At 48.4% G+C, this 22,187-nt stretch carries 19 protein-coding genes and 1 riboswitch; of the genes, 9 read left to right on the top strand and 10 right to left on the bottom strand.

What is annotated here, in order from left to right; translation table 11 throughout:
- Positions 1-198: 198 nt before the first annotated feature.
- The 4 genes from KQI_RS0100485 to isdC all read right to left on the bottom strand — a co-directional run bounded on the left by KQI_RS0100485 (position 199) and on the right by isdC (position 5,907).
- Positions 199-4,203, bottom strand: coding sequence for an NEAT domain-containing protein (locus KQI_RS0100485; RefSeq protein ID WP_241763833.1), 4,005 nt, complete (start codon positions 4,201-4,203; stop codon positions 199-201).
- Between the two features lie 90 nt (positions 4,204-4,293).
- Positions 4,294-4,797 (bottom strand): NEAT domain-containing protein, encoded by a 504-nt coding sequence (locus tag KQI_RS0100480; protein WP_010344677.1) that lies wholly within the window; start codon positions 4,795-4,797, stop codon positions 4,294-4,296.
- 56 nt (positions 4,798-4,853) lie between these two features.
- Positions 4,854-5,321 (bottom strand): NEAT domain-containing protein, encoded by a 468-nt coding sequence (locus KQI_RS0100475; RefSeq protein WP_010344676.1) that lies wholly within the window; start codon positions 5,319-5,321, stop codon positions 4,854-4,856.
- Between the two features lie 70 nt (positions 5,322-5,391).
- Entirely contained in the window at positions 5,392-5,907 is a 516-nt protein-coding gene (gene isdC, locus KQI_RS0100470) for a heme uptake protein IsdC (RefSeq protein WP_010344675.1), read from the bottom strand.
- A 399-nt stretch (positions 5,908-6,306) separates the two neighbouring features.
- Here isdC and KQI_RS0100465 point away from each other — a divergent pair, with 399 nt between their 5' ends.
- Genes KQI_RS0100465 through isdG form a run of 4 tightly spaced genes read left to right on the top strand, consistent with a single transcriptional unit; the run spans position 6,307 to position 9,430 of the window.
- Complete coding sequence (locus tag KQI_RS0100465; protein WP_010344674.1) at positions 6,307-7,287, top strand: ABC transporter substrate-binding protein; 981 nt, start codon at positions 6,307-6,309, stop codon at positions 7,285-7,287.
- Positions 7,288-7,290: 3 nt separating this feature from the next.
- Complete coding sequence (locus tag KQI_RS0100460; protein WP_010344673.1) at positions 7,291-8,289, top strand: FecCD family ABC transporter permease; 999 nt, start codon at positions 7,291-7,293, stop codon at positions 8,287-8,289.
- Positions 8,286-9,077 (top strand): ABC transporter ATP-binding protein, encoded by a 792-nt coding sequence (locus KQI_RS0100455; RefSeq protein ID WP_010344672.1) that lies wholly within the window; start codon positions 8,286-8,288, stop codon positions 9,075-9,077. Before KQI_RS0100460 ends, KQI_RS0100455 begins: the two co-directional genes overlap by 4 nt.
- Positions 9,078-9,079: 2 nt before the next feature.
- Positions 9,080-9,430, top strand: coding sequence for a heme oxygenase (gene isdG / locus KQI_RS0100450; protein WP_010344671.1), 351 nt, complete (start codon positions 9,080-9,082; stop codon positions 9,428-9,430).
- A 95-nt stretch (positions 9,431-9,525) separates the two neighbouring features.
- Here the strand turns inward: isdG and KQI_RS0100445 are convergent, their stop codons facing one another.
- From KQI_RS0100445 to KQI_RS0100425, 4 genes are all read right to left on the bottom strand, one after another.
- On the bottom strand, positions 9,526-10,536 hold the full coding sequence (locus KQI_RS0100445; protein ID WP_010344670.1) for an MBL fold metallo-hydrolase: 1,011 nt from the start codon (positions 10,534-10,536) through the stop codon (positions 9,526-9,528).
- Positions 10,537-10,778: 242 nt separating this feature from the next.
- Entirely contained in the window at positions 10,779-10,889 is a 111-nt protein-coding gene (gene cydS / locus KQI_RS29705) for a cytochrome bd oxidase small subunit CydS family protein (protein WP_007432143.1), read from the bottom strand.
- 6 nt (positions 10,890-10,895) lie between these two features.
- Positions 10,896-11,927: a cytochrome d ubiquinol oxidase subunit II gene (locus KQI_RS0100430; RefSeq protein ID WP_010344669.1), complete on the bottom strand. Its 1,032-nt coding sequence runs from the start codon at positions 11,925-11,927 to the stop codon at positions 10,896-10,898.
- Positions 11,924-13,270, bottom strand: a complete 1,347-nt coding sequence (locus KQI_RS0100425) for a cytochrome ubiquinol oxidase subunit I (RefSeq protein ID WP_010344668.1) — start codon at positions 13,268-13,270, stop codon at positions 11,924-11,926. The genes KQI_RS0100430 and KQI_RS0100425 overlap by 4 nt, the downstream gene beginning before the upstream one ends.
- Before the next feature lie 406 nt (positions 13,271-13,676).
- Here KQI_RS0100425 and KQI_RS0100415 point away from each other — a divergent pair, with 406 nt between their 5' ends.
- Both KQI_RS0100415 and KQI_RS0100410 read left to right on the top strand, forming a co-directional pair.
- Complete coding sequence (locus KQI_RS0100415) at positions 13,677-14,810, top strand: virulence factor (RefSeq protein WP_010344666.1); 1,134 nt, start codon at positions 13,677-13,679, stop codon at positions 14,808-14,810.
- A gap of 122 nt (positions 14,811-14,932) precedes the next feature.
- A riboswitch (Lysine riboswitch) is annotated at positions 14,933-15,135 on the top strand.
- A gap of 134 nt (positions 15,136-15,269) precedes the next feature.
- Positions 15,270-16,736 carry an amino acid permease gene (locus KQI_RS0100410; protein WP_010344665.1) on the top strand — a complete coding sequence of 489 codons (1,467 nt, stop codon included), beginning with the start codon at positions 15,270-15,272 and terminating at the stop codon, positions 16,734-16,736.
- A 110-nt stretch (positions 16,737-16,846) separates the two neighbouring features.
- Here KQI_RS0100410 and KQI_RS0100405 read toward each other — a convergent pair whose 3' ends face one another.
- Together KQI_RS0100405 and KQI_RS0100400 are read right to left on the bottom strand one after the other, a co-directional pair.
- Positions 16,847-18,229, bottom strand: a complete 1,383-nt coding sequence (locus tag KQI_RS0100405) for an MFS transporter (RefSeq protein WP_010344664.1) — start codon at positions 18,227-18,229, stop codon at positions 16,847-16,849.
- Positions 18,230-18,274: 45 nt separating this feature from the next.
- Positions 18,275-19,402, bottom strand: a complete 1,128-nt coding sequence (locus tag KQI_RS0100400) for a transglutaminase domain-containing protein (protein WP_010344663.1) — start codon at positions 19,400-19,402, stop codon at positions 18,275-18,277.
- A 280-nt stretch (positions 19,403-19,682) separates the two neighbouring features.
- Between KQI_RS0100400 and KQI_RS0100395 the strand changes: the two genes are divergently transcribed.
- From KQI_RS0100395 to KQI_RS27510, 3 genes are read left to right on the top strand one after another with little or no spacing between them, the layout of a single operon-like run.
- Positions 19,683-19,928 (top strand): FeoA family protein, encoded by a 246-nt coding sequence (locus KQI_RS0100395; protein ID WP_010344662.1) that lies wholly within the window; start codon positions 19,683-19,685, stop codon positions 19,926-19,928.
- Positions 19,919-21,928, top strand: coding sequence for a ferrous iron transport protein B (feoB, locus tag KQI_RS0100390; RefSeq protein ID WP_010344661.1), 2,010 nt, complete (start codon positions 19,919-19,921; stop codon positions 21,926-21,928). The genes KQI_RS0100395 and feoB overlap by 10 nt, the downstream gene beginning before the upstream one ends.
- A gap of 36 nt (positions 21,929-21,964) precedes the next feature.
- A complete protein-coding gene (locus tag KQI_RS27510) occupies positions 21,965-22,141 on the top strand; it encodes a FeoB-associated Cys-rich membrane protein (RefSeq protein WP_010344660.1) in 177 nt (58 codons plus the stop codon).
- Positions 22,142-22,187 lie beyond the last annotated feature (46 nt).

Genomic DNA, 22,187 nt, shown 5'->3' with positions numbered 1-22,187 from the left:
ATTCAAAATATAGAGCAGCATGAGCCCCAGCCTTTTTCAGGTATCAGGATTTTGCAAAATTCGATTCCAATCGCTTATTGGATTTTGGCAAATTCCTCGGGTATGTAAATGCTGACAAGTCTTGATGCCAGGCACCAAGACTTGCTCACATACAAATTATGCTGTTTAGTCGGGCTTCATTGATGTCATAACCTGAGTTTACTTCGCTTTCCGACTTGCTTCATCAAATTGGAACTGAACCGTATACCAGTGATCATATGGCACACCGCCCAGAACCAAACCAGGCACAGCAACGTGGGTGTAGGCACTAATTTTCTGAGACAAGTCCCCTGCCTCGAATTGAACCACACGTGTATCACCGGATGTCGAGATCACTTCCACATCTTTCAGAGTGCCGTTTTGCTCCACTTGGAGAGCTGGCATCCAGGAGCTATTATTCAAAGTAATTTGAATATAGCGCTTGTCTCCTTTTTCAATCAGTGTAGCCGGCTTGTCGAGATATCCTTCCATAACGGAAGCTTCACTCGTTTTGTCTTTAAATATGCTGTAGTTGATCGTGTATTGCTTCTCTGAAGCTGCAGGCTGAGCCGATTGCTCAACTACGGGTTTTTGTTCAGCTACAGGTGTGGTCGTTTGTGCTGCTTTGTCCGTAGAGGCTGGTACTGGTTCAGCGGCGGTTGTAGTTGTGGCTGCACTTACTCCCTCACCTTTAAGCGATGCACGGTCAAATTGAAGCTGTCCGCCGAATTTCTCATTAAAAATGTATTTCTCAGGCAGATATACCTGGGTATACACGCTCAGCTTTTGGTCGAAATCAGGTACTTCAAAAGCGATCGTGTCTGTATCCCCTTTTGTGCTGGAACCAATAATCGCCGGATTTGCATAACGACCTTCAAAATCGGTCTGGAATAGTTTCAGAGCCTGTCTGTCCGTAATGGTCAGATGAGCCAGAACCTTGCCGTCCTTCACGATCAGCTTCGCCAGAGGCTTTACAAAAGGAGATACAATGGAGTCCTTCTCCGTACCGTTTGCCAGAAGACGGAAATCCGCTGTATACTCTCCGTTAGGCAGGTTGTTTTTCCCTTTTTCCACTTCATCCGACTTCTTATCATTGTAATAGGTTACATTACTGGTATCGAATTTAAATTCAAAATCGTATACTTTTTCTACACGATCCTCTGCCTTGAAGACCATCGGAGCGGCACTTGCCACTTTAGGGGCCTCATAAACAACCAGCTGGCCTTTTACATTGTTCTTAAAGTCTTTTACGCTAAAACGAACATGCTTCGTATTGCTAGCTGCATCTTCTTCGGTCACTTCCGCGTCTTGATAGCCTCCGCTCACGTTATCCCAAATACGCAACGCCTTCACTTCATTGCTGTTTTGCAACTTCAAACCTACAAACCGTTTGTCGCCTTCCACGACCAATTGCGCCGGTTCGTCAGTGATGAAGCGTTGAGCTGGTGAATCCACTGCTGTCGAGCCATCTGACAAAACGATACTGAATTTCAAAGCATATTTGCCATTGGCAAGCTTGTCAAAATCCAGCTTCACTGCAGGAGCTGTTGCTCCCGAAGAGGACGGTTCTACAAAGCTGCGAATGGTAGCAGGCTCAAATTGGAACTGCACATCATATACGTGGTCGTACAGGACGCCTCCCAAATCCAATCCAGGTACGATGACATGTGTATTCACTGTCACTTTATCCGACAGATTAGGCACTTCAAATTGCACTGTTCTTGTATCTGCGGAGGTCGATTGATCAACCACCTGAGCGTCTGCACCATTTACTTTAAACGTTTTAATCCAGCTGCTGTTGTCCATTTTGATCTGAATCACATTTTTTCCGGACTGTCTTAACAGCGTGGCTGGTTTCTGCATATAGCCATCCATAATAGATATTTCATTGGTTCCGTTTTTGAGTACAGAGAAATCAATGCTGTATCTGCCGTTTTCATTCCCAGGAGTTGTACCGCCATCTGTTCCTTTTGCCGTGATGCTGCTACGGTCAAATTGAAGGCGGATCTTATGATCCATTTCGTAAACCGATCCGTTAAAACGGGTACTTACATGGACCTGTGCATTCAGAATAGCGTCCAAATCCGCTACTTTGAATTTTACGACACGTGTATCGGCTGTCTTGTCTTCACTTACAATATCGGCATCCGTCAATATTCCGTTTTGTTCCGTTTTGAACTCTGTCACCGTTGCGCTGTCCTTGACGGTAAAGGAAACTTCATACTTGCCTTTCGAGACCGTCAATGTAGCCGGAGACAACAAATATTGCGCCATAGCCGATGGTTGATCTTTGCTTGCGTGCAGCGCATTGAACTTGATTGAATACGTTCCATCGGCTAAGCCCTTACCAGGAGTACCTGGATCAACCGGGGATGGAGTTTTTGCAATGCTGCTCTTGTCGAATTGAAGACGAAGCTTATGATCCATCTCATAAACCCCACCCGGGTAGGTCGTGCTTACATGAACTTGTGCATTTAAAATAGCATCCAAATCGGCTACCTTAAATTTCACCACACGGGTATTGGCTGTCTTATCCTCACTTACAATATCCGCATCTATCAACGTTCCGTTTTGTTCTGTTTTGAACTCCGTTACCGTGCTGCTGTCTTTGATGGTAAGGGAAGCTTCGTACTTGCCTTTCGAGACCGTCAACGTAGCTGGAGACAACAAATATTGGGCCATGGCGGATGGCTGATCCTTTGTTGCATGCAGCGTATTAAATTTAATGGAATACGTTCCATCTGCGATAGCCGGTGGTGCAGTTGCAGAGCCTAGTTGGAGATCTACATTATAAGTATTCACGTAGTTCAGCTCAGGCCAGTTGATGCTGACCCATGCATTCAGCTTGGCGGGCACTTCTTTCACTTCGAATTCGATCACTCGTGTATTCGCAGCCTGATCTTCACTTACTGTGACTACATTGGATAACACTCCGTTTTGCTCTACCTTAAAACCATCAATTTGCTTGCTATTTTTGAAGGTAAAACGAACATACTTCTTCCCACCACGTGCAATCAAAATGCCTGGTTTCTCTGTATAGCCATCCATTACAGACTTTTCATTCGTTCCATCCTTCAAAAAGGTGAAGTCCAAATTGGAGCCTGTTTCTGGAGAGGTACCATTATCAGTAATGCTGCTCTTGTCGAATTGAAGACGAAGCTTATGATCCATCTCATAAACCCCACCCGGATAGGTCGTACTCACATGAACTTGTGCATTTAAAATAGTATCCAAATCCGCTACCTTAAATTTCACCACACGGGTATTGGCTGTCTTGTCCTCACTTACAATATCCGCATCGGTTAGCGCTCCGTTTTGTTCTGTTTTGAACTCCGTCACCGTGCTGCTGTCTTTAATGGTAAAGGAAACTTCCTTTTGTCCCTTTGATACCGTCAAGGTTGCTGGAGACAACAGGTATTGTGCCATGGCTGACAGTTGGTCTTTTGTTGCGTGCAGCGCATTAAAATGAATCGAGTACGTTCCATCCGCCAAATCTGCTGGCGCGGGTACAGGTGGAGTAACCACGTCTTGCTTCACTTTTATAGTCGAAGGATCAAACTCAATAACGTTACCATTGACTGGATCAAAGTAATCCTCTGGTTGTCCCTTCTGATAATCAATTTCAACTTTTTTATCCCATTGATATACATCAAAGGTTACCGTCTGAGTATAGTTGCTTTCTGAAACCTGAACCTTGTCTGCAATGTGAACAGGAATCGAATTCCCATCCACTTTGACATTAAAATAACCGAAGGCATATGAGCTATTCAAGCTTGTTAAAGAAACGCGATAGGTTGCTTCTCCGACCGTTGCTCCCTGTTCAACTGTAAAGGTAGCCGGATTTTCAAATTCTCCGCTCTCACTTGAGGTTTGGTTATCTCTTTTCAATGCGTATTTAATCGTATAAACATTTGTATCTGGAGCAACGTTTGCTGTCTGTGATTCAGCAACAAACGCTTGTGGTTCCAGATTTGCAGGTACAGTCCATTCTGCCGGGACCTCTTCCACTGGCTCTGTCGAATATACGTCTTCGGTAACAGCTGTATCAGAAGATGTAGCTTCTGCAGCCTGACTCGTTTCGTCAAATGCATATGCTGCCGGAGCAGATGGAAGCACAAGTGAGAACAACATCACCAATGCTGCAAACAGCATTACATATTTTTTAAATTGCCTTTTCAAGTGCATTAATCCCCCTACTAAAAATATACTGATTTGGATCTTCGAGACTCCAAATCAGTATAATAATATGTTTAAGTTTATGAATCAGAACTTGTCTTATTTCTTGACAGTACTTTCTTTGAATCCAAATTGAACGACATAATCGTGATCATATGGAACTCCGCCTGTGTACTCTGCAGGCACACTTACATGCAGCTTAACGTTCAATTTTTGCGACAAATCACTTAATGGGAACTCCACCAATCTTGTATCTCCAGATGTGCTTACCACAGTCGCATTCACATACTGACCGTTTTGTTGAGTTTTAAATTCAGGAACCCAAGCACTCTTAGTGATTGTTACTCTCACTCTGTATTGACCATTAGTAACGATCAACGTAGCAGGTTTGGTGACATAACCGTTTGAGTCCATGTAAGAAGTTTCATTGGTGCCGTCTTTGTACACGGTATAATCAATAGTGTACTTGCCATTAGCCAAAGCCGCATTCGCTTGATTAGCAGAAAATGGAGCTAGTACTACAAAAACAAGCGCAGCCATCAATACAGTGAGCATTACTTTTTTCAAAGACAATTTCTCCATACGATTCATAATCATGTTCATATCCAAATCTCCTTTTATTTATTTTAGTTTTTGAAAAGCCTGGACTTCGTTTTCCCTTAAATGCCTGCGAATTGCAGTTGTACATCGTACTTCCCTGTGTAGCCGATCACCGGAATTGAGATTTCAGCATAAGCATTCACTTTGGCATTCAGATCAGCAATCTCGAACTCAACAACACGAGTGTTGCTGGCAGAATCGGTGCTTACAACCGTGGCGTCAGTCAATTGACCGTTTTGCTCTACTTTGAACGCCGTGATCAGGTTGCTGCTTTTCACAGTCAGACGAACGACATTTTTGCCATTGGCTACAATGACCTGAGCTGGTTTCGCCAGGTAGCTGTCCAATCGGGACGTTTCATTCGTTTGATCCTTCAAAACCGTATAGTTTACGGTGTATGTGCCGTCTGCCGCCGCCGCTTTAGCTGAAAGTGGAGCAACGAGTGCAAAAACAAGTGCTGTCATGATCAATGCCACAAAAACCTTCTTCAAAGAAAATTGCTCAAAACGCCTCATTACCATATTCATATCTACACACACTCCTCAATGGTTTATGATTGAATTTATGTTGATTTTATGAACGATAAAGATGTTTGAATTACTTCTTGGAAGATTTGGATGATTTCGCAGACTGCACAGCTGCCACTTTTTTGACACTTTTGGAATCAAACGCAAAGCGGATCGTGTAGTCATGATCGTAGTTATACGCAGGAACAGTAACATGAATTTTAGAGATCAGCGGGCTGTTCACACTTGCAATTGGAAATTGTACAATTCGGGTATCGGTTTTGGCATCCTTTTGGATGACCTTGGTATCCATGATTTTGCCTTTGTAATCTACTTTAAACCCGGTTGTCCATTCGCTATGGTTCAGCTTGATTTGCATGGTCATCTGACCTTTTTTCACATACAATTTAGCCGGCTTCTCAAAATAATCATTAGCCATGGATACCGAATCATTTTCTGCCTTGAGAATATTGTATTTGAGCGTGTATGTACCATCCGCCAATTTCGGAGAAGCCGCAGCGGCTCCTACAGATGACGAAGTTGGCCAAAAGCCCAGCATACTCACCAGCAGAAACGCAGCAATAATTGCAGAAAACCCCTTCTTCATTTTGACAGCAGTCCCTCCCCACGAGAATATAACTAATTGATTATCATTCTCAATTGATATTTTAAAAAAATAGCTCTTACCTGAGCTTTTCTCCCCACCTCTCTATTCCAGAAATTCGCAAAATCAAGTGAACCCATCATCAATATATCTTACACTTTTCGAAAATGTCAATATATATTTGCGTGGTTATAAATCCTTGATATATGCTATTTTTTAAGAAAAATTTGGGGCATCTCCCCCTATACCATGAACAACTCTCACCTCATTTTCAATTCGAAATTTATTTAAAATTTTGTTTTTTTCGATTGACAATCCCCATTGATATTCATTATCATTTTCTTATGCTTAAATGAAAATGATTATCATTATTGTTCAACTCGAAATTGCAGGAGGAATGACATGAAATCTTATGTGTTGTGGTCATCCGCTGCGCTTTTATTGGCAGTCACCGGATGCAGTAGTGGCGCTCCGACCGCAGATCACAAACCAACTAATGCATCTGTATCTACTACTTCAAGCCGGGCAAGCGATGCGGCGATTCAGGTTACTGATTTTTCCAAGCGGACGTTGGCGTTCCAAGGTGTACCTCAACATATCGTGGCGTTAAGCAACGGTGATCTGGATATTATATATGCTCTGGGAGGAACTGCCGTTGGCAGACCCAACTCGAATGGACCTTCCGTCGTCCCAGCCGCTGAGAACGTTCAGCAGGTAGGCTCCACTCATGAGGTCGATCTGGAGAAAATTACGATGCTCAAACCGGATGTTGTATTGGGCAATTACCCTATGAATGAAAAGGACATTCCGGCCATTGAAGGAGTCGGTTCACAGCTGCTGCTGACTGGAGCCAATTCTGTCCAGGATATTCGATCGCAAATTACTTTATTTGGACAATTACTGCAAAAGCAGGCTCAGGCCACAAAGCTGAATGAGCAAATTGACCAACAGATAACCAAGCTGCAAAAGGTAACTGCCTCCAGCGCCAAACCGAAGGTGCTGCTGGTCTACGGAGCCCCGGCCACGTATATGGCGGCATTGCCGAATTCACTGGGTGGAAACATTCTGGAGCTTGCAGGCGGCTCCAATATTGCCGCTGATTTTCCGGGTCTGCAAAATTTCCCTCAATATGCACAGCTGAACACAGAGCGCATCATACAGGCCGACCCTGATTACATCTTCATCATGACCCATGGCAATACGGATGAAGTCAAAGCGGCATTTTTAAAGGAAATGCAGGAAAATGCAGCCTGGAACGGAATTCGGGCGGTCAAAAACAATCAAGTCGAGGTGCTGCCTTCAGATCTGTTCGGAACGAATCCGGGATCACGAGTGACAAAGGCGCTGGATTTGATGCATGACAAGCTGTATCCGGCGAAATAGGCGATGAACAAAGTACAGCGTGCCAGAAGACGCACGATCGCCTGGATTACCCTTCCGATTTTACTGCTAGCCGTGTCTGTGTACGGTCTGGCCTACGGTTCGGTGTCGATCCCGCTACAAGAAATCAATCGGGTTTTGCTACATAACCATGACTCTACATATCGCACAATCCTGATGGATCTGCGGCTGCCCAGAGTACTCGTGGGTTTGCTTGTAGGAGCTTGTCTCGCAGCATCCGGAGCCCTTCTTCAGGGAGTCATGAAAAATCCACTGGCCGACCCTGGTATTATCGGGGTATCAGCAGGAGGTGGGCTCGCTGCCGTCATCACGATGGTCATGCTCCCACAGCTTAGCTACCTTCTTCCGGTAACGGCCTTTTTGGGTGCCTTTCTGAGCGCACTCGTCATTTACCTGCTGGCATGGGACCGAGGGGCTTCCCCGGTCAAAATTGTGCTAGCCGGTGTTGCGATCAATGCGCTGCTCGGTGCCTTCACTAATGGCGTGATGGTCATGTACAGCGACCGCGTTCAGGCCGTTCTCCCTTGGCTATCCGGTGGATTAAACGGACGAAGCTGGCATCACCTGGAGTTCATGGCACCTTACGCCATCATTGGCTTAATCGCCTCCCTGTTTGCGATCAAGCCCGCCAATTTGCTGTTGCTGGGCGACGATTCAGCACAGCTGCTCGGCCAGCGGGTAGAGCTTCAACGTCTGCTGATTATCCTGCTCTCTGCCCTGCTCGCCGGTACGGCGGTCAGTGTAGCCGGACTGATCGGTTTCGTAGGACTGGTCGTTCCCCATGTCATACGGCTGCTCCTTGGGGAGGATTATCGTTTCCTCCTCCCCCTTTCCATACTGGGCGGTGGGACACTGGTTGTCCTGGCGGATACGGTAGCACGCTCCTGGTTTGATCCGATTGAGCTGCCTGTAGGTATTTTGCTGGCTGCCATCGGGGCGCCGTTCTTCTTAATCCTGCTCAAGAAACGGGGGAATTTCAGATGACAGCCATTCAGGGTGAGCATCTCTCCTTACAACGCGGATATTTCCAACTGGATGATGTCAACATCACCTTGCCCTCCGGGCAGCTCACCGCAATTGTCGGCCCCAACGGCTCAGGCAAATCTACACTTCTGCGCATTATAACCCGGCTGCTCAAGCAGGACCACGGGCAGGTTTCCGTACTGGGCAAGCAAGTAGAGGATTACAAACGGCGCGATTTTGCCCAGACCATTACGATGCTGCCGCAAATGAAGGATATGCTGCCATTATTAACGGTTCGTGAGCTGGTCGCTTACGGAAGGTCTCCTCATGCCCAAGGCTTGAGAATACGCCATACCGGACAGGACCAGCTTATCGTAGATAAGGTCATGGAAATCACGGGCATCAAGCCCTATGCGGATCGGATGTTCCATACTCTATCGGGAGGTGAACAACAAAAAGCACGAATTGCAATGGCTTTGGCCCAACAGACAGGTATTCTTTTGCTTGATGAACCGACCACTTTTCTGGATATCGCCCACCAATTTGAGGTTATGGATATGCTGCGGCGTATCAATCACGAGTCCGGCTTGACGATTGTTATGGTACTGCATGATTTGCAGCAAGCTGCGGCCTATTGTCATCATATGATTGCGCTTAAAAGAGGACGAATTGCCGTTGCCGGCGAACCCCGTCAGATTTTGACGTCTGCTTTTCTTCGCGACATTTATGAAATGAACGCCACGATCAAATTCGAGGCTGGCTATCCGGTCATTATACCGACCATACCACATCATTCAGGAGGAATTTAAATATGGTTATCGTTACCAATACGTCTAAAGTCACGCCGGGCAATGCCCATCTGCTCATCGAACGCTTCAACAAAGAAGGAAAGGTAGAGAAAATGGAAGGCTTCCTCGGTCTGGAAGTGCTGTTGACTGAAAATACGGAGGATTATGAGGAAGTAACGATCAGCACACGCTGGAAGGAAAAAGACAATTTCCAAGCCTGGACCAAAAGCGAAGCATTCCGCGAATCCCATAGCCACCGCCAAATTCCGGACTATATTATTGAAAATAAAATCACGTTTTATGAAGTTAAAATTGTTCGTCACCCTATCGCCAACAACGATTCCTCTTTGGCTAGCAATACCAAAGCCGTTTAATCCTGAAACACAGCCTCACAACAAAAAAGCGGCTCCGCAGACAACATCCTTTGTCCGCAGGGTCGCTTTTTTCGATAAGTATTTTGTCTAACTCCTCAGATGGTTGTCGAGCACCGGCGCCTAATTTTCAGCGTCTCTCCGTGCCCCAGTACATGGATACGCTCCTTCGCAATACCCAAACGCTCACGCTCTGCTTCGAGACGATCCAGCGCCTCTCTCGGCGTATCATCCGCCAGCTTAAAGGCTCCATAATGCATCGGAATCATCTGATCCGCGCCGCAATCCACAAATCCCTGCAATGCCTCCTCCGGTGTCACATGCTGCGAGGTCATGAACCATTCCGGTTCATACGCGCCAATCGGCATAAAGGTCAGGTCAATGGCAAAACGCTCGCCAATCTCCTTAAAACCACGAAAATACCCGGTGTCTCCCACAAAATACAACGTTGGTACACCCGCCGAGTCTGAGTCTGCATGAGAATCCGAGTCGGCAACGGATGTGGCAGAGCCGATCACCTGCTGCTCACTTTGCAGTACGTACCCACCCCAATGTGAGGTGTTGGTATCAAACGGCGTACGCCTGGTCCAGTGCTGTGCCGGAACAAATGTAATCCGCACCCCGCCTACCGTAAAATGCTCCCACCATTGCAGCTCATGGCAATTGCGAAAGCCTTTGCGGATCATTTTCGACTTTAGTCCCGAAGGTACAAGCATAAGTGTGTCTGCACGATATAATTTGCGTAGCGATTGTATATGTAAGTGGTCATAATGCGAATGGGACAACAGAATGATGTCCAGCGGCGGCACATCCTGAATGCGAATGCCAGGCGGAGCCAGCCTTTTGTCCAAGGCCATACGCTCGGCCCATACCGGATCGGTGATGATATTCAGCCCAAGATACTGGATGAAAAAGGTGGAATGGCCCACCCAGGTTGCTGTCGTCATGTCCCGATTACTGTGCAAAAACTCCAGCTCCGGGGGATGATTTGGAACAACAAACGTATAATCCTTTGTTTTGCTGCGACGTTCCTGCCGCCATTGCCTGAATTGCTTGATGGTTTTATCCGTATTGACATGATCCATATTGTTAAAACGAACTTTGGGCATGATGTAGTTCCCTCCCTGACAAACCCGTTCTCCCAAGTGATCCAAAGGGTTGCATTCATCTATATATTTTATACGTGAGTATGAAAACCAAATGATACTACATGCTGATCTATGTAAAGTATAATTCAATCCCCAATCCAATGGAAATCTGCAAAGGAAATTCCACAGCATGCATCAAGGCACATTGAGGCACATCAAAGGACCCTCCTCATGATCAGGAAGGCCCGTTTCCAATGCCGCTGTTAGTCCTGCGGATTTTTAAAGCGTGCCGAATAGATAAACAAAAACACAATCGCCACGACAATAATGATAGGCGACTCGTACATAATCGTAAAATGCTCGAAAGCAGCCACGCTAGCTCACCCTTTCTTCCCCGCTTGTCCTCGCACATATTTTGCATCGAACAGGAACAGTCTCAAGATCAAAATCAGCGAAGGAATCAGCACCAGCAGACCCGCACTAAACGCCGTAATCAAGGCATACGCCATCGCAGAATTCGTAAAGCTGGCATGCACATTAATGTAGGGATACAAAACATACGGAAGATGCGAGCGACCATAGCCATACCAGGCAAATGCAAATTGCAGCATTACCAGGATGAATGAGGTTCCCAAATGACGTCGTTGCCATACCAGATAAACAGCTCCCACAAAGCATATGAAGGAGGCAACAAACATCCAGGCCATACTCAGCATATTGGCAAAATGGTCCGGATTTTGTTTGTTAATCTGCAAAAATGCGAACAGACTCGCCATAATTGTGGGAGCACTCCAGAACAGTGCGTATCCCCGTACAATTTCGAAAGCGACCTTGTCTCCCGCCCTTTTGGCATAAAAGGACAAAAACATCGCCGATATATACAGCACACTCACCAGCGCCAAAATAATAACTGCCCACGTATAGGGGTTGCTTAATAGCTGGCCCCATTGCAGATGAACACCTGTGCTGTTTTCCACAATAATGCCGCCTTCCGAAATGGCGAGAACCGTAGACAGTGCCGCCGGAATCAGCAGCCCCGTCGCACCGTACAACGCCATGTAGACGATATTATTGGTCCCAGAATGCCCATACGTATTGTACGCATAATACACTCCCCGAATCGCGAGCAGCACAATCGCAATACTGCCGGGAACGAGTAACGCCGTCCCATAGTAATAAGCCGCATCCGGGAAAAACCCGTTCAATCCCACCACGAAAAAGATGAGAAATACATTCGTTACCTCCCACACCGGGGATAGATAGCGTTGAATGATATTGTGGATTTTGTTTTGGTGGCCTGTCAACACACTGTAAAAGCTGAAAAAGCCTGCACCAAAATCAATAGAAGCCACAATCAAATAACCGAACAGGAAGGTCCACAAAATGGCGATACCGACAATTTCATAGCTCACTTGCTTTCAGCCCCTTCCATGCCCAACTGCTTCATCTCTTCTACCGCATCCTTATTACGGAATAGCTTGCTGAGTACCTTAATGGCCGAGAAGCACAACACTAGATACAAAATAACAAACATCACCAGCATCCATCCGACACTGGTAGAGGTGGTTGCTGCCTCGGATACCTTCATGTATCCGCGTAAAATCCACGGCTGCCTGCCGACCTCCGCGAACATCCAACCCAGTTCAATAGCGATCATAGCCATCGGTCCGACCAAAATAAGCGCCAGCAGCAGCCATCTGGGGTATGGTTTGCGACCTGGCAAACGCCCCCGGATCAGATATAGCAACGGGATGACCAAAATCAGCACCCCGGTGGTGATTTTGAGGTCAAACATATAGTGGATAGACAGCGGCGGACGCTCATCTACGGGATAATCATTTAATCCCTTGACCTCCGTACTAGGCAAATTCCCGGCCAACACACTAAGCGCATAAGGCACTTTCAGGGCATACTTGATATCACCGTTTTCATCCATGTAGCCGCCATATACAAAGGGAGCATGCGTCATCGTATCAAAATGCCATTCAGCGGCAGCCAGCTTCTCCGGCTGATATTTGGCTAAAAATTTACCAGACGCGTCTCCGATCATTACTGTACTAATGGCAAACACAATGGTGCAGGTAGCCGTCAGCTTCAGCGCTTTTTTGAAATACGGGTGATTACGCCCCCGCAGCATGCTGTAAGCAGCCAGTCCCATCAGCACCCCGGCGCTTAATGTATATGACGAAGCCAGTACATGTGAAACCTTGGTCGGCGTAGCTGGATTTAGCATGGCCTGAATGGGATGAATATCTGTCATGACTCCATTTTTGAGTGTAAAGCCTTGAGGCTGGTTCATGAACGAGTTTACAGTCGTAATAAAAACCGCTGATGCAGATGAGGCAAGCGCTACCGGGATAAGCAGCATCAGGTGAAAATATTTGCTTTTAAACCGATCCCAGGTGTACAAGTAGGTACCCAGAAATATAGCTTCGATAAAGAAAGCAAACGTCTCCAAAAACAAAGGCAACGCAATCGCTTGTCCAGCCACCCGCATAAAGGTAGGCCAGAGCAGGCTGAGCTGCAGACCAATCGCAGTGCCTGTAACGACACCCACGGCCACAGTGATGACAAACCCCCGCGCCCACCGTCGGGCCAACAAAGTATAATGTGGATCACCGGTTCGCAGCCCGCGCCATTCTGCAAGTGCAATCATTAAGGGTATGCCAACACCGATGGATGCAAATACAATATGAACAAACAGGGTAATTCCGGTCAGCATCCGGCTTAGCAATACAGGGTCCAGTGAAGACAAATGGGTTTCACTCCTTCATTTCACATTTTAAATATAGGGAAACCATCGTAAATCACTCTTGATTACCAGCTAGTGAGTCAAGCGAGCTATGCTTTTAATTACGGCGTACAGCATAATAGCCGCAATCACAATACATACAATAATGAGCGTTCTTTCCTGCTTGCGGAACATCCGAACGCCTCCTTCACTTATCTTTTGGTGCATTTTGGTAACCTACTCTCAGTTTGGTTCACTCAGCCGATTTTTAACCCTGCTTCTGTGGTGAATGTTTATAGGAAAGATGTGAGATATGTCATTGTGTTTTCCTCGTAATTACAAACTATCTCTTTGGAGACACCCATAGAATGAGGTACAATATAGATAAGCTATATATGGAGAACTTTTGAACAGGAGGCTGTACCGAGCTATGAAAATAACATCTATCGAGCCAACTCCTAGTCCGAACACCATGATGCTGCATCTGGATGAACGACTGGAAGCAGGTATCCGCAGAACATATACACGGGACAATGAGCGTTCCGCCCCCCCATTTATCCGGCGCATGCTGGCCATTGAAGGAGTCAAAAGCGTGTTTCACACGACGGATTTTGTCGCCCTTGACCGCAAAGGAAATGCAGACTGGTCTACCATTCTGGGTCAAGTCCGGGATCAGCTCGGCGAGGAAGGCGCTGACGCCAATTGGGATTTGCCTGAGGAGACCTCGGGGGAAGCGTTTGGCGAAGCACAGGTCTTTGTGCAGTTTTTCCGCGGCCTTCCAATGCAAATTCGGGTTAAGGCGGGACAGAAGGAGGAACGGATTTCCTTGTCCGACCGCTTTGTGCAAGCCGTTACGCGTGTAGCGAGTGCTACGCTGATCAAGGAGCGCAAGCTCAGTGATTACGGCGTTCGTTACGGTGAACTGCCGGATATTGCGCGCGAGGTCGAGCAAGAGCTGGAAGCAGCCTTTCCGCAGGAACGGCTGGAGCAGATTATCCAGCAGGCGATTGCCCACGGCGCGAACAACAGCGAATTCGTGGAGGAGCGCCGCGAATGGAGCGATGCCGAGCTGGAGCAGGCTCTGCATCACGAGGATTGGCGTACACGCTACGCTGCGCTGGATCGGCTGGAGCCGACACCCGAGCATCTGCCGCTCATCCGGCAAGCGCTGCATGACGACAAAATGCAGCTGCGGCGGCTGGGTGTCGTCTATCTGGGCGATATCCGCTCACAGGAGGCGATGGAACTGCTGGGCGAGGCGCTACGCGATCCTTCAGCTGCGGTGCGCCGTACCGCAGGCGACACGCTGTCAGACATCGGTGATCCGGTCGCTACCGGTGCGATGATTGGAGCGCTGTCGGACAGCAGCAAGCTGGTTCGCTGGCGGGCGGCCCGTTTTTTATACGAGGTTGGAACCGAGGAGGCGCGTGACGCACTGGAGAAGGCTGTCGATGACCCCGAATTCGAGGTCAGTCTGCAGGCTAAAATGGCGCTGGAGCGCATCGAATCAGGCGAGCAAGCCGCAGGCACCGTTTGGCAGCAAATGGCCAAGCGCAACGCTTGATTTTATATTTTACAGCGGCACATTCAAAAAATTGTCGATTGTCAGATGATGTACAGGTACGATATACTGTAGTTCGCTATACAATACAATATCATGTCATACACCTCATCAACCCTGTTTTATGATGAGGTAGAGGTCGCGGATGTAATCAGTACACCGGAGGAGACGCCAAGAGCCGTCTGTGATTCCAGTGGAAAGGTACACCCGCCGAAGTATGCGGAGCTGACTCTTTGTAAATACTCCGAATGCTGGGGCTGCTAACCGAAAGGAGCAGAACTGTCACGCGATGTCCTAACATAGACACGTGTGTTGAGCTATCTTGTTATAGAAGAAGGTATGGTGCGGAATGCATAGACAAGACCGCAGGCGTATTCCCTGCGGTCTTTTGATTTATATACTCCCCCTCCTTCTGGCTCTTGCCCTGACATGAAATACAATTTCATGAAGGAGTGTTTGAACGTGCAACACAAAGCAACACCTGACGCAACCTTGCGGAAAAGCCTCAAAGCCCGCCATATGACGATGATTGCCCTCGGGGGCTCCATCGGAACAGGCTTGTTCCTCGCCAGTGGAGGCGCGGTTGCCGAAGCTGGACCCGGCGGAGCCCTGCTGGCCTATGCTGCAGTCGGACTCATGGTCTATTTCCTGATGACCAGCCTCGGGGAATTGGCTACGTTCATGCCCGAATCCGGCTCTTTTAACACCTATGCAGGTCGCTTTGTTGACCCAGCTTTCGGTTTCGCCATGGGCTGGAACTTCTGGTATAACTGGGCGGTGACGATTGCTGCCGAACTGGCAGCAGCAACGGTGCTGATCAAATACTGGTTCCCGGAAAGTCACTCCGCCTGGTGGAGTCTGTTATTTTTGGCCGTCATCTTTATCCTGAATGCGTTGACCGTCAAAGGTTATGGCGAGTCTGAATACTGGTTTGCCATGATTAAAATTGTGACTGTAGTCATCTTTTTAGCTGTGGGTGTGCTGATGATCTTCGGCATTATGGGAGGCAAGGCAGTTGGCTTCGCCAACTTCACGGTCGGAGACGCTCCGTTCCATGGCGGATTCTTCGCCGTATTAGGTGTATTCATGGCTGCGGGCTTTTCCTTTCAGGGAACAGAGCTGATCGGGGTAGCCGCTGGAGAAAGCGAAAATCCGCGCGAGAACGTTCCGCGTGCCATTCGCCAAATCTTTTGGCGCATCCTGTTCTTTTATATTCTGGCGATTCTCGTCATTGGATTGATTATTCCGTATACGAATCCGAACCTGCTGCGGGGAGATATCAGCGACATTGGAGTCAGTCCGTTTACGCTTGTGTTTGAAAAAGCCGGGCTTGCGATTGCCGCCTCTGTCATGAACGCCGTTATTTTGACCTCCGTATTGTCAGCAGGCAACTCGGGGATGTACGCGGCGACACGTGTGCTGTTTGCTCTGGCACGCGAAGGCAAAGCTCCCCGCTTCCTCGGCCACGTCAATCAACGCGGCATTCCTATGAATGCCTTGCTGATCACGACTGCTGTCGGTATGCTGGCCTTTCTTGCTTCTCTGTACGGGGACGGTGTCGTCTACAATTGGCTGCTAAACGCCTCCGGAATGTGCGGATTTATTACGTGGGTCGGTATTGCGGTCAGTCATTATCGTTTCCGCCGTGCCTTTACGGCACAGGGCCACAGTCTGAGTGAGCTTCCATATACAGCACGCTGGTTCCCGTTTGGACCGTTGTTCGCCTTCGCGCTGTGTATCATCGTTATTATCGGGCAAGGTGCGGATGCCTTCACCGGACAGGAGATTGACTGGAAAACGATGATTGCTACGTACATGAGTGTGCCACTGTTCCTTATTCTGTGGTTTGGCTACAAATGGATCAAACGTACCAAAATCATTCCATTAAAAGAATGTGATTTGAGTTCAGATGCTTCTGAGAAAAAATAAAATAGGAAAAAGCCCGTCTCCACATATCTTGGAAAACATGCTGTTAATTCTGGTCCCAGACCGCTCAGTCGCATGTTCACCTATAGATGCCCGGAGACGGGCTTTTTGTTTTATTCGGAGGAAGGAGCTGCGGCTACTGTAGCAGTTAAAGACGTAGCTAAGGCACGTCGACTGAAGATGCCGTATATCACAGCAATCAGTGTCAACAGCGCAGAGAACAAGTACAAATTAACGATGCCCAGATGATCTGCAATCCAGCCCATTAAGAGCAGCGAAATGCAAAAGGTCAGACTGGTCAATGTGGCCTGAGCCGACAGCACCTTGGGCAAATCATGCACAGATACGCTCATTTGCATCATCGTGCGGCGGGCTACGACGGACATTTCCGCAGGTAGTCCCATCAATAGCACGATAAGCAGCGTCAGCGGCGGTAATGTGTTCAGCGCATACCAGGCTGTCAACAGACCGTAGCCTGCCATCCCCGCCAGCATGGCGGGCAGCAGTCTGTGCTGCAAATGCTTGACGCAGGCGAGGACAATGATGCCTCCACCGATCGCACCTGCAAAATAAGCTGCATTAATGTATCCCCACCATGCCTCGCTCTTGTGCAGAACCTGCTGGGCGAAAGCAAGCGTGAACGCGCCGACCCACACAGACCCCCCCAGCAGGTCAATCATATCCATGAAAATAAGAGCTTTGAGCCTGCGACTGGCTCCGATAAGGCTCCAGCCTTCACGCAATATTTCTTTTTTACGCTTCGGAGGTAACGCCGGACTTTCCGACTCCGGGCCATGAAGCATTTCTTCCAGCTGTATGGGAGGCAAATCATGATGCCCTTGCCCCGACTCAGATACAGCCTCGGACGTTAAATCCTCCCCGCTTCGTACCCGTGTTGCGGGCTGCAGCAAGTAATGAGCCTTGCCTTCTAATGGATCTCGGATCAAGCTGGTGAACACCAGGGCTACCATATACAATCCGCCAGCCACCAGCAGTGTCTTTTCAGAGCCCAGCATGGCTACAAGCACACCACTAAGCCCCCAGCCCGCTAATTGCACCGTCTGATCGCTGACCGATACAAAACTGTTCGCCCGCATCAGCCCTTCTCCAGACGCCAGACGGGGAATCAACGCATTACGTGCAGGTGTAGTCCAGCCGTCCAGAAAAGACATGGCTGCTACCATCGTAAACACAATCACCCATATCGGCTCCGTGCCCGCTAACCACAGGTGACCCAGCAGAACAGCGAAGAAAGCCAGCTGCCCGAACTGGGAAACGAATAAAATAAAAGGCAGCTGGAATCGGGCCAAAATCAGCGGTGCCAAAAAGCCGCTGATCATCTGTGCTCCCATCCGCAGCAGCGGAACAAGCACCGAGGAAAAGATCGAATCTGTCTCATGAAACACAAGAGATACAAGTGCCATAATATAAAGAATATCGGCCGCATTTGACATGGTTTGCGTGCCAAGCAGATAAGTAAAGGAACGCTTGTGCATATCAATAAAATACTCCTTTAGTCGTGCAGCTTTTTCACTCCAAGATTAGGTCCATTTCAGCGTTACACGAAGATTCCCGGTGCTCCCTAGATTCGTAATCTGATAGGAAATGGACTTCAACCCGAGCTGGTACAATGGCTGTAAGTCTTCCTTCAGGCTTCGCTCTGTCCCCTGATATCCGAAGGTAAGCGTCGTCCCACCCTTATTGATAGACGTGCGAACCTGTTCCTTGATATCAGCTGATGATTTAACCAGACCCTTGCCGTCCTGGAGCGGATATTCCAGGTTATTGTACAGCTTTTGATACACAGCGGCCTTGGGTCCTCCCGCAGCAATCATTGCTGATAAGGTCTGTCGATACGATGTGTTCGCCTGAGGATACGGTTTAACCCATGAGTGGTCCCGGCGCATTTCGGTATCGGTCAGCAGATAATAGGAAGTGCTTACCTCGTTCCCGCGATCCGGGGTCGGATCATCCCAGGTCGTATCCATGTGATACCAGTGACCATCCAGCAATACAAGATTCCATGCATGTAGCTGGCCCCCTGCTCTTCCTTCCACAATCCGGTTCGTAATCCCTGCACGTTCCAGCATTTTGTAAGCTAACAAGGAATAGCCCTGACAGACGGTGCTCCCGGTTTTCAGACCATCGTAGGCTGTATACTTTTGTTGTGTTTCATCGTATTTCAGACGAACCACAATCCAGTCATGGATGGCCTTCACCTTCTCATGATCGGTCATGCCCTTCGTAATGATATCCCCCAGCACGGATTGAACGGTACTATTCACGTAGGCCGTCTGTTCCTTCGTTTCACGGTAGCTCAAACGAATCGTGACCTCAGCGGACGTGGTGGTGCCAGTATAGCTGAATGCATAGCTTTTGATCGTATAATTCACATACGGATCGCTCTCCATGGCCTGTTGAATGGCCGTCTCCAGCTGCTGCTTGAGACCGTTCACCCGCCCTTGATATGTAAAGGTCAGCGTTTCACTCCGTGTATCCATGGCCTGTAAAAGCTTATTCTGAAGCTGCTGTGACGATACGGATGCAGTCGGTTTGACCGACGCCGCATATACGTTGCTGCTCCACTCCACAGCCTGCGGCAGCAACACAGCCAGCGCTGTACCCGCAACCAGACATTTTACAAGCCTAATCCCGATTTTTCTGTTCATACAGAGCGTTCCTGCCCTTCTTAACATAGTTGTTAACAGCTCTATCTTACCATAAAAACAGTTGCCCCAAACGCTCTAGTTTTGTCGGTTGCAGACGAGTAAGACACCTAGCTAAAGACAGATTGTGACACCATGCCCACCTTTATAACAACGGATCAACAGGTACAAATATCGCTCACAGCGAATTTTATCACAGCAGCCTGGCTCTCCTTATGATATGGTACTGGCATCGGTATCAAATGATATTGATTCTCATTCTACATCAGAAAGGCTGAACACCATGCCAGAATGTATCTCACTCCTTCGTACTCCATTGGGCCGGACTGTGCGTTTGCAATCCCTTGCCCCTCTTCATCCCTCATTGCGCCGCCGTCTAACGGACATGGGCATTGACGAAGGTTCCATTATACGGTTAAAAAAAGTCAGTTTGTTGGGCGGTCCTATTGTCATTGAATGCAATGGTCAACTGGTTGGCCTCCGTCAAAATCAGGTGAAGCAACTGGAGGTCGTTCCAACATGGACATGATCGCTCTGTTCGGCAATCCCAACACAGGAAAAACCTCATTGTTCAACAAGCTGACTCGTACCTATGCTGAGGTAGGCAACTGGTCCGGGGTCACGGTGGAAAAGAAAACAGGGCTTCTGCGCGACAAGTCTGCCGTTTTGGTGGATTTGCCGGGTGCCTATTCCTTGCTTCCTCTTTCGCTGGATGAGGGTGTCGCAACCCGTTATTTGCTGGAAGAACCGCCTGCGGCCCTCATTAACATCGTGGATGCCTCCCAGCTCCAGCGCAATCTGTATCTGACCGTACAGCTGCTGGAGTATGGCCGCCCGCTGGTACTCGGCTTAAACATGACCGACGTAGCCGATGCGACAGGTCTTCGCGTAAACAAAGAATTGCTGGCTGAACAATTGAACGTTCCAATTATTCCGATGGTGGCCCGCACAGGCAGCGGAAGCAAGCAAATGCTTGCCACGCTTCGAGAGGTACGGCGTACATCGAATAATTTCCAACTGGACTACGGCCCTGCCGTCGAAGCCGCGATTGCCGATATTTGCAGCTTGCTGAAGGATGCACCCATACCGCAGCTCCGGTGGGCCGCACTGCAATGTCTGGAAAACAATCCTGTCGTCATGGAATGGATGACGAGTGAGGTGCAGCGTGAAAAGATAACCGCACGTATCCAACGTTGCGAAGAAGAGCTTCTCAGTGAAGATCATGCAGCAACCTCTGCCCAGCATATCCGTTCTGTACGTGCAGCATGGATTGCTGATCTGTGCACCAAATCGCTCGACACCTCCAGCCTCAAACCGCACAGTCTGACGGATAAGCTGGACGCGCTGCTAACCCATCGGTATCTGGGGCTTCCGATCTTTTTGCTGCTGATGTACATCACCTTCAAGTTCACCTTCGATTGGGCGGGTACGGTCCTTTCCGATATGATGGACGGATTCTTTTCAGGGACACTCAGCAGTTGGATTTCTGAAGTGCTGGTGCAATGGAATACGTCTGCTTTTACACAAAGTCTAATCGTGGACGGCATCGTGGCAGGCGTCGGGGGCGTGCTCGTGTTTCTGCCGCAGATCGCCATTTTGTTCCTGCTCATCTCGATAATTGAAGACTCCGGATATATGGCACGGGTCACGATATTAATGGACCGCTTGATGCAGGCCGTTGGCTTGAACGGGAAAAGCTTCATTCCATTTATCATCGGATTTGGCTGCAATGTTCCGGCGATTATGGCGACACGCACCATTGAGCAGCCGAGAGAACGCCTCATTACAACGCTGCTGGTGCCTTTTATGTCATGTTCGGCCCGCCTGCCGGTATATGCGTTGTTTGCAGGTGTGTTTTTCCCGACACATGGGGCAAGCGTCATCATGCTGATGTACGTGCTGGGAATCACCGTGTCGCTTATACTGGCTAAAATTTTTTCCAAGGTATCCATTCTGTCGGGTGAGCCGTCCCTTTTCATTGTAGAGCTCCCACCCTATCGGGTGCCGCAAGCTCTGACCCTGTTTCGCAGTACATGGGAAAAGGTCAAAGGCTTCGTACGTAAAGCCGGAACGATTATTCTTGCCGGCTCCGTCGGCATCTGGCTATTGTCCAATTTCGGACCACATGGCTTCGGTGCCGAAATGGACGACAGCCTGCTCGCCACGATTGGAGGATGGTTTGCGCCTATCTTGGGCCCTCTCGGTTTTGGCACCTGGCAAGCAGGCGCGTCCCTGCTCACAGGCTTTATGGCCAAAGAGGTTGTCGTATCGACGATGAATATCATTTACCATGTTCCCGATATGCAGGGACTGGAGCTGCAGGTGAGCCATGCCTTTACACCGCTTGCTTCCTTTAGCTTTATGGTATTCATTCTGTTGTATGTGCCATGTCTGGCGACGGTAGCGGTCATTCGCAAAGAGACCCTTTCCTGGCGCTGGACTGCATTTTCTATCATCTATCCTTTAACTGTTGCATATATCATCACCGTTCTGATTTATCAGGGTGGCAAATTGTTAGGCTGGGGTTAAGGCAAGGCCCTATGAATATAAAAGGAAGTGGATTCCATGATCAATGTTATCATTTTACTGGTGATCCTCGGCTATAGCGCATGGGTATTGGTACGTTTTTTGCGAAAAAGCCGCCAAGGCGCCTGTTCCGGGTGCTCATCAAGCAAGTCATGCTCGGGCTGTGCCGCAAGTGCTGTGAAAGAAGATCATGCCAACATCAAGAGAACCGTCTAATTCAAACTCATCAATCCATGAAAAAAGCGTCTGCGGGTTTATCTGA

It is taken from the genome of Paenibacillus peoriae KCTC 3763 (assembly GCF_000236805.1).
In the GTDB taxonomy this organism is placed as follows: domain Bacteria; phylum Bacillota; class Bacilli; order Paenibacillales; family Paenibacillaceae; genus Paenibacillus; species Paenibacillus peoriae.
Note: the sequence above shows the minus strand (reverse complement) of the source record. Positions and strands in the feature narration are given on the sequence as shown.

What these genes read in the sequence shown, in the direction of transcription:
- KQI_RS0100485 (WP_241763833.1), bottom strand. Translation starts at nt 4,203, where the DNA reads ATGCACTTGAAAAGGCAATTTAAAAAATATGTAATGCTGTTTGCAGCA.
- KQI_RS0100480 (WP_010344677.1), bottom strand. Translation starts at nt 4,797, where the DNA reads ATGAACATGATTATGAATCGTATGGAGAAATTGTCTTTGAAAAAAGTA.
- KQI_RS0100475 (WP_010344676.1), bottom strand. Translation starts at nt 5,321, where the DNA reads ATGAATATGGTAATGAGGCGTTTTGAGCAATTTTCTTTGAAGAAGGTT.
- isdC (WP_010344675.1), bottom strand. Translation starts at nt 5,907, where the DNA reads ATGAAGAAGGGGTTTTCTGCAATTATTGCTGCGTTTCTGCTGGTGAGT.
- KQI_RS0100465 (WP_010344674.1), top strand. Translation starts at nt 6,307, where the DNA reads ATGAAATCTTATGTGTTGTGGTCATCCGCTGCGCTTTTATTGGCAGTC.
- KQI_RS0100460 (WP_010344673.1), top strand. Translation starts at nt 7,291, where the DNA reads ATGAACAAAGTACAGCGTGCCAGAAGACGCACGATCGCCTGGATTACC.
- KQI_RS0100455 (WP_010344672.1), top strand. Translation starts at nt 8,286, where the DNA reads ATGACAGCCATTCAGGGTGAGCATCTCTCCTTACAACGCGGATATTTC.
- isdG (WP_010344671.1), top strand. Translation starts at nt 9,080, where the DNA reads ATGGTTATCGTTACCAATACGTCTAAAGTCACGCCGGGCAATGCCCAT.
- KQI_RS0100445 (WP_010344670.1), bottom strand. Translation starts at nt 10,536, where the DNA reads ATGCCCAAAGTTCGTTTTAACAATATGGATCATGTCAATACGGATAAA.
- KQI_RS0100415 (WP_010344666.1), top strand. Translation starts at nt 13,677, where the DNA reads ATGAAAATAACATCTATCGAGCCAACTCCTAGTCCGAACACCATGATG.
- KQI_RS0100405 (WP_010344664.1), bottom strand. Translation starts at nt 18,229, where the DNA reads ATGCACAAGCGTTCCTTTACTTATCTGCTTGGCACGCAAACCATGTCA.
- KQI_RS0100400 (WP_010344663.1), bottom strand. Translation starts at nt 19,402, where the DNA reads ATGAACAGAAAAATCGGGATTAGGCTTGTAAAATGTCTGGTTGCGGGT.
- KQI_RS0100395 (WP_010344662.1), top strand. Translation starts at nt 19,683, where the DNA reads ATGCCAGAATGTATCTCACTCCTTCGTACTCCATTGGGCCGGACTGTG.
- feoB (WP_010344661.1), top strand. Translation starts at nt 19,919, where the DNA reads ATGGACATGATCGCTCTGTTCGGCAATCCCAACACAGGAAAAACCTCA.
- KQI_RS27510 (WP_010344660.1), top strand. Translation starts at nt 21,965, where the DNA reads ATGATCAATGTTATCATTTTACTGGTGATCCTCGGCTATAGCGCATGG.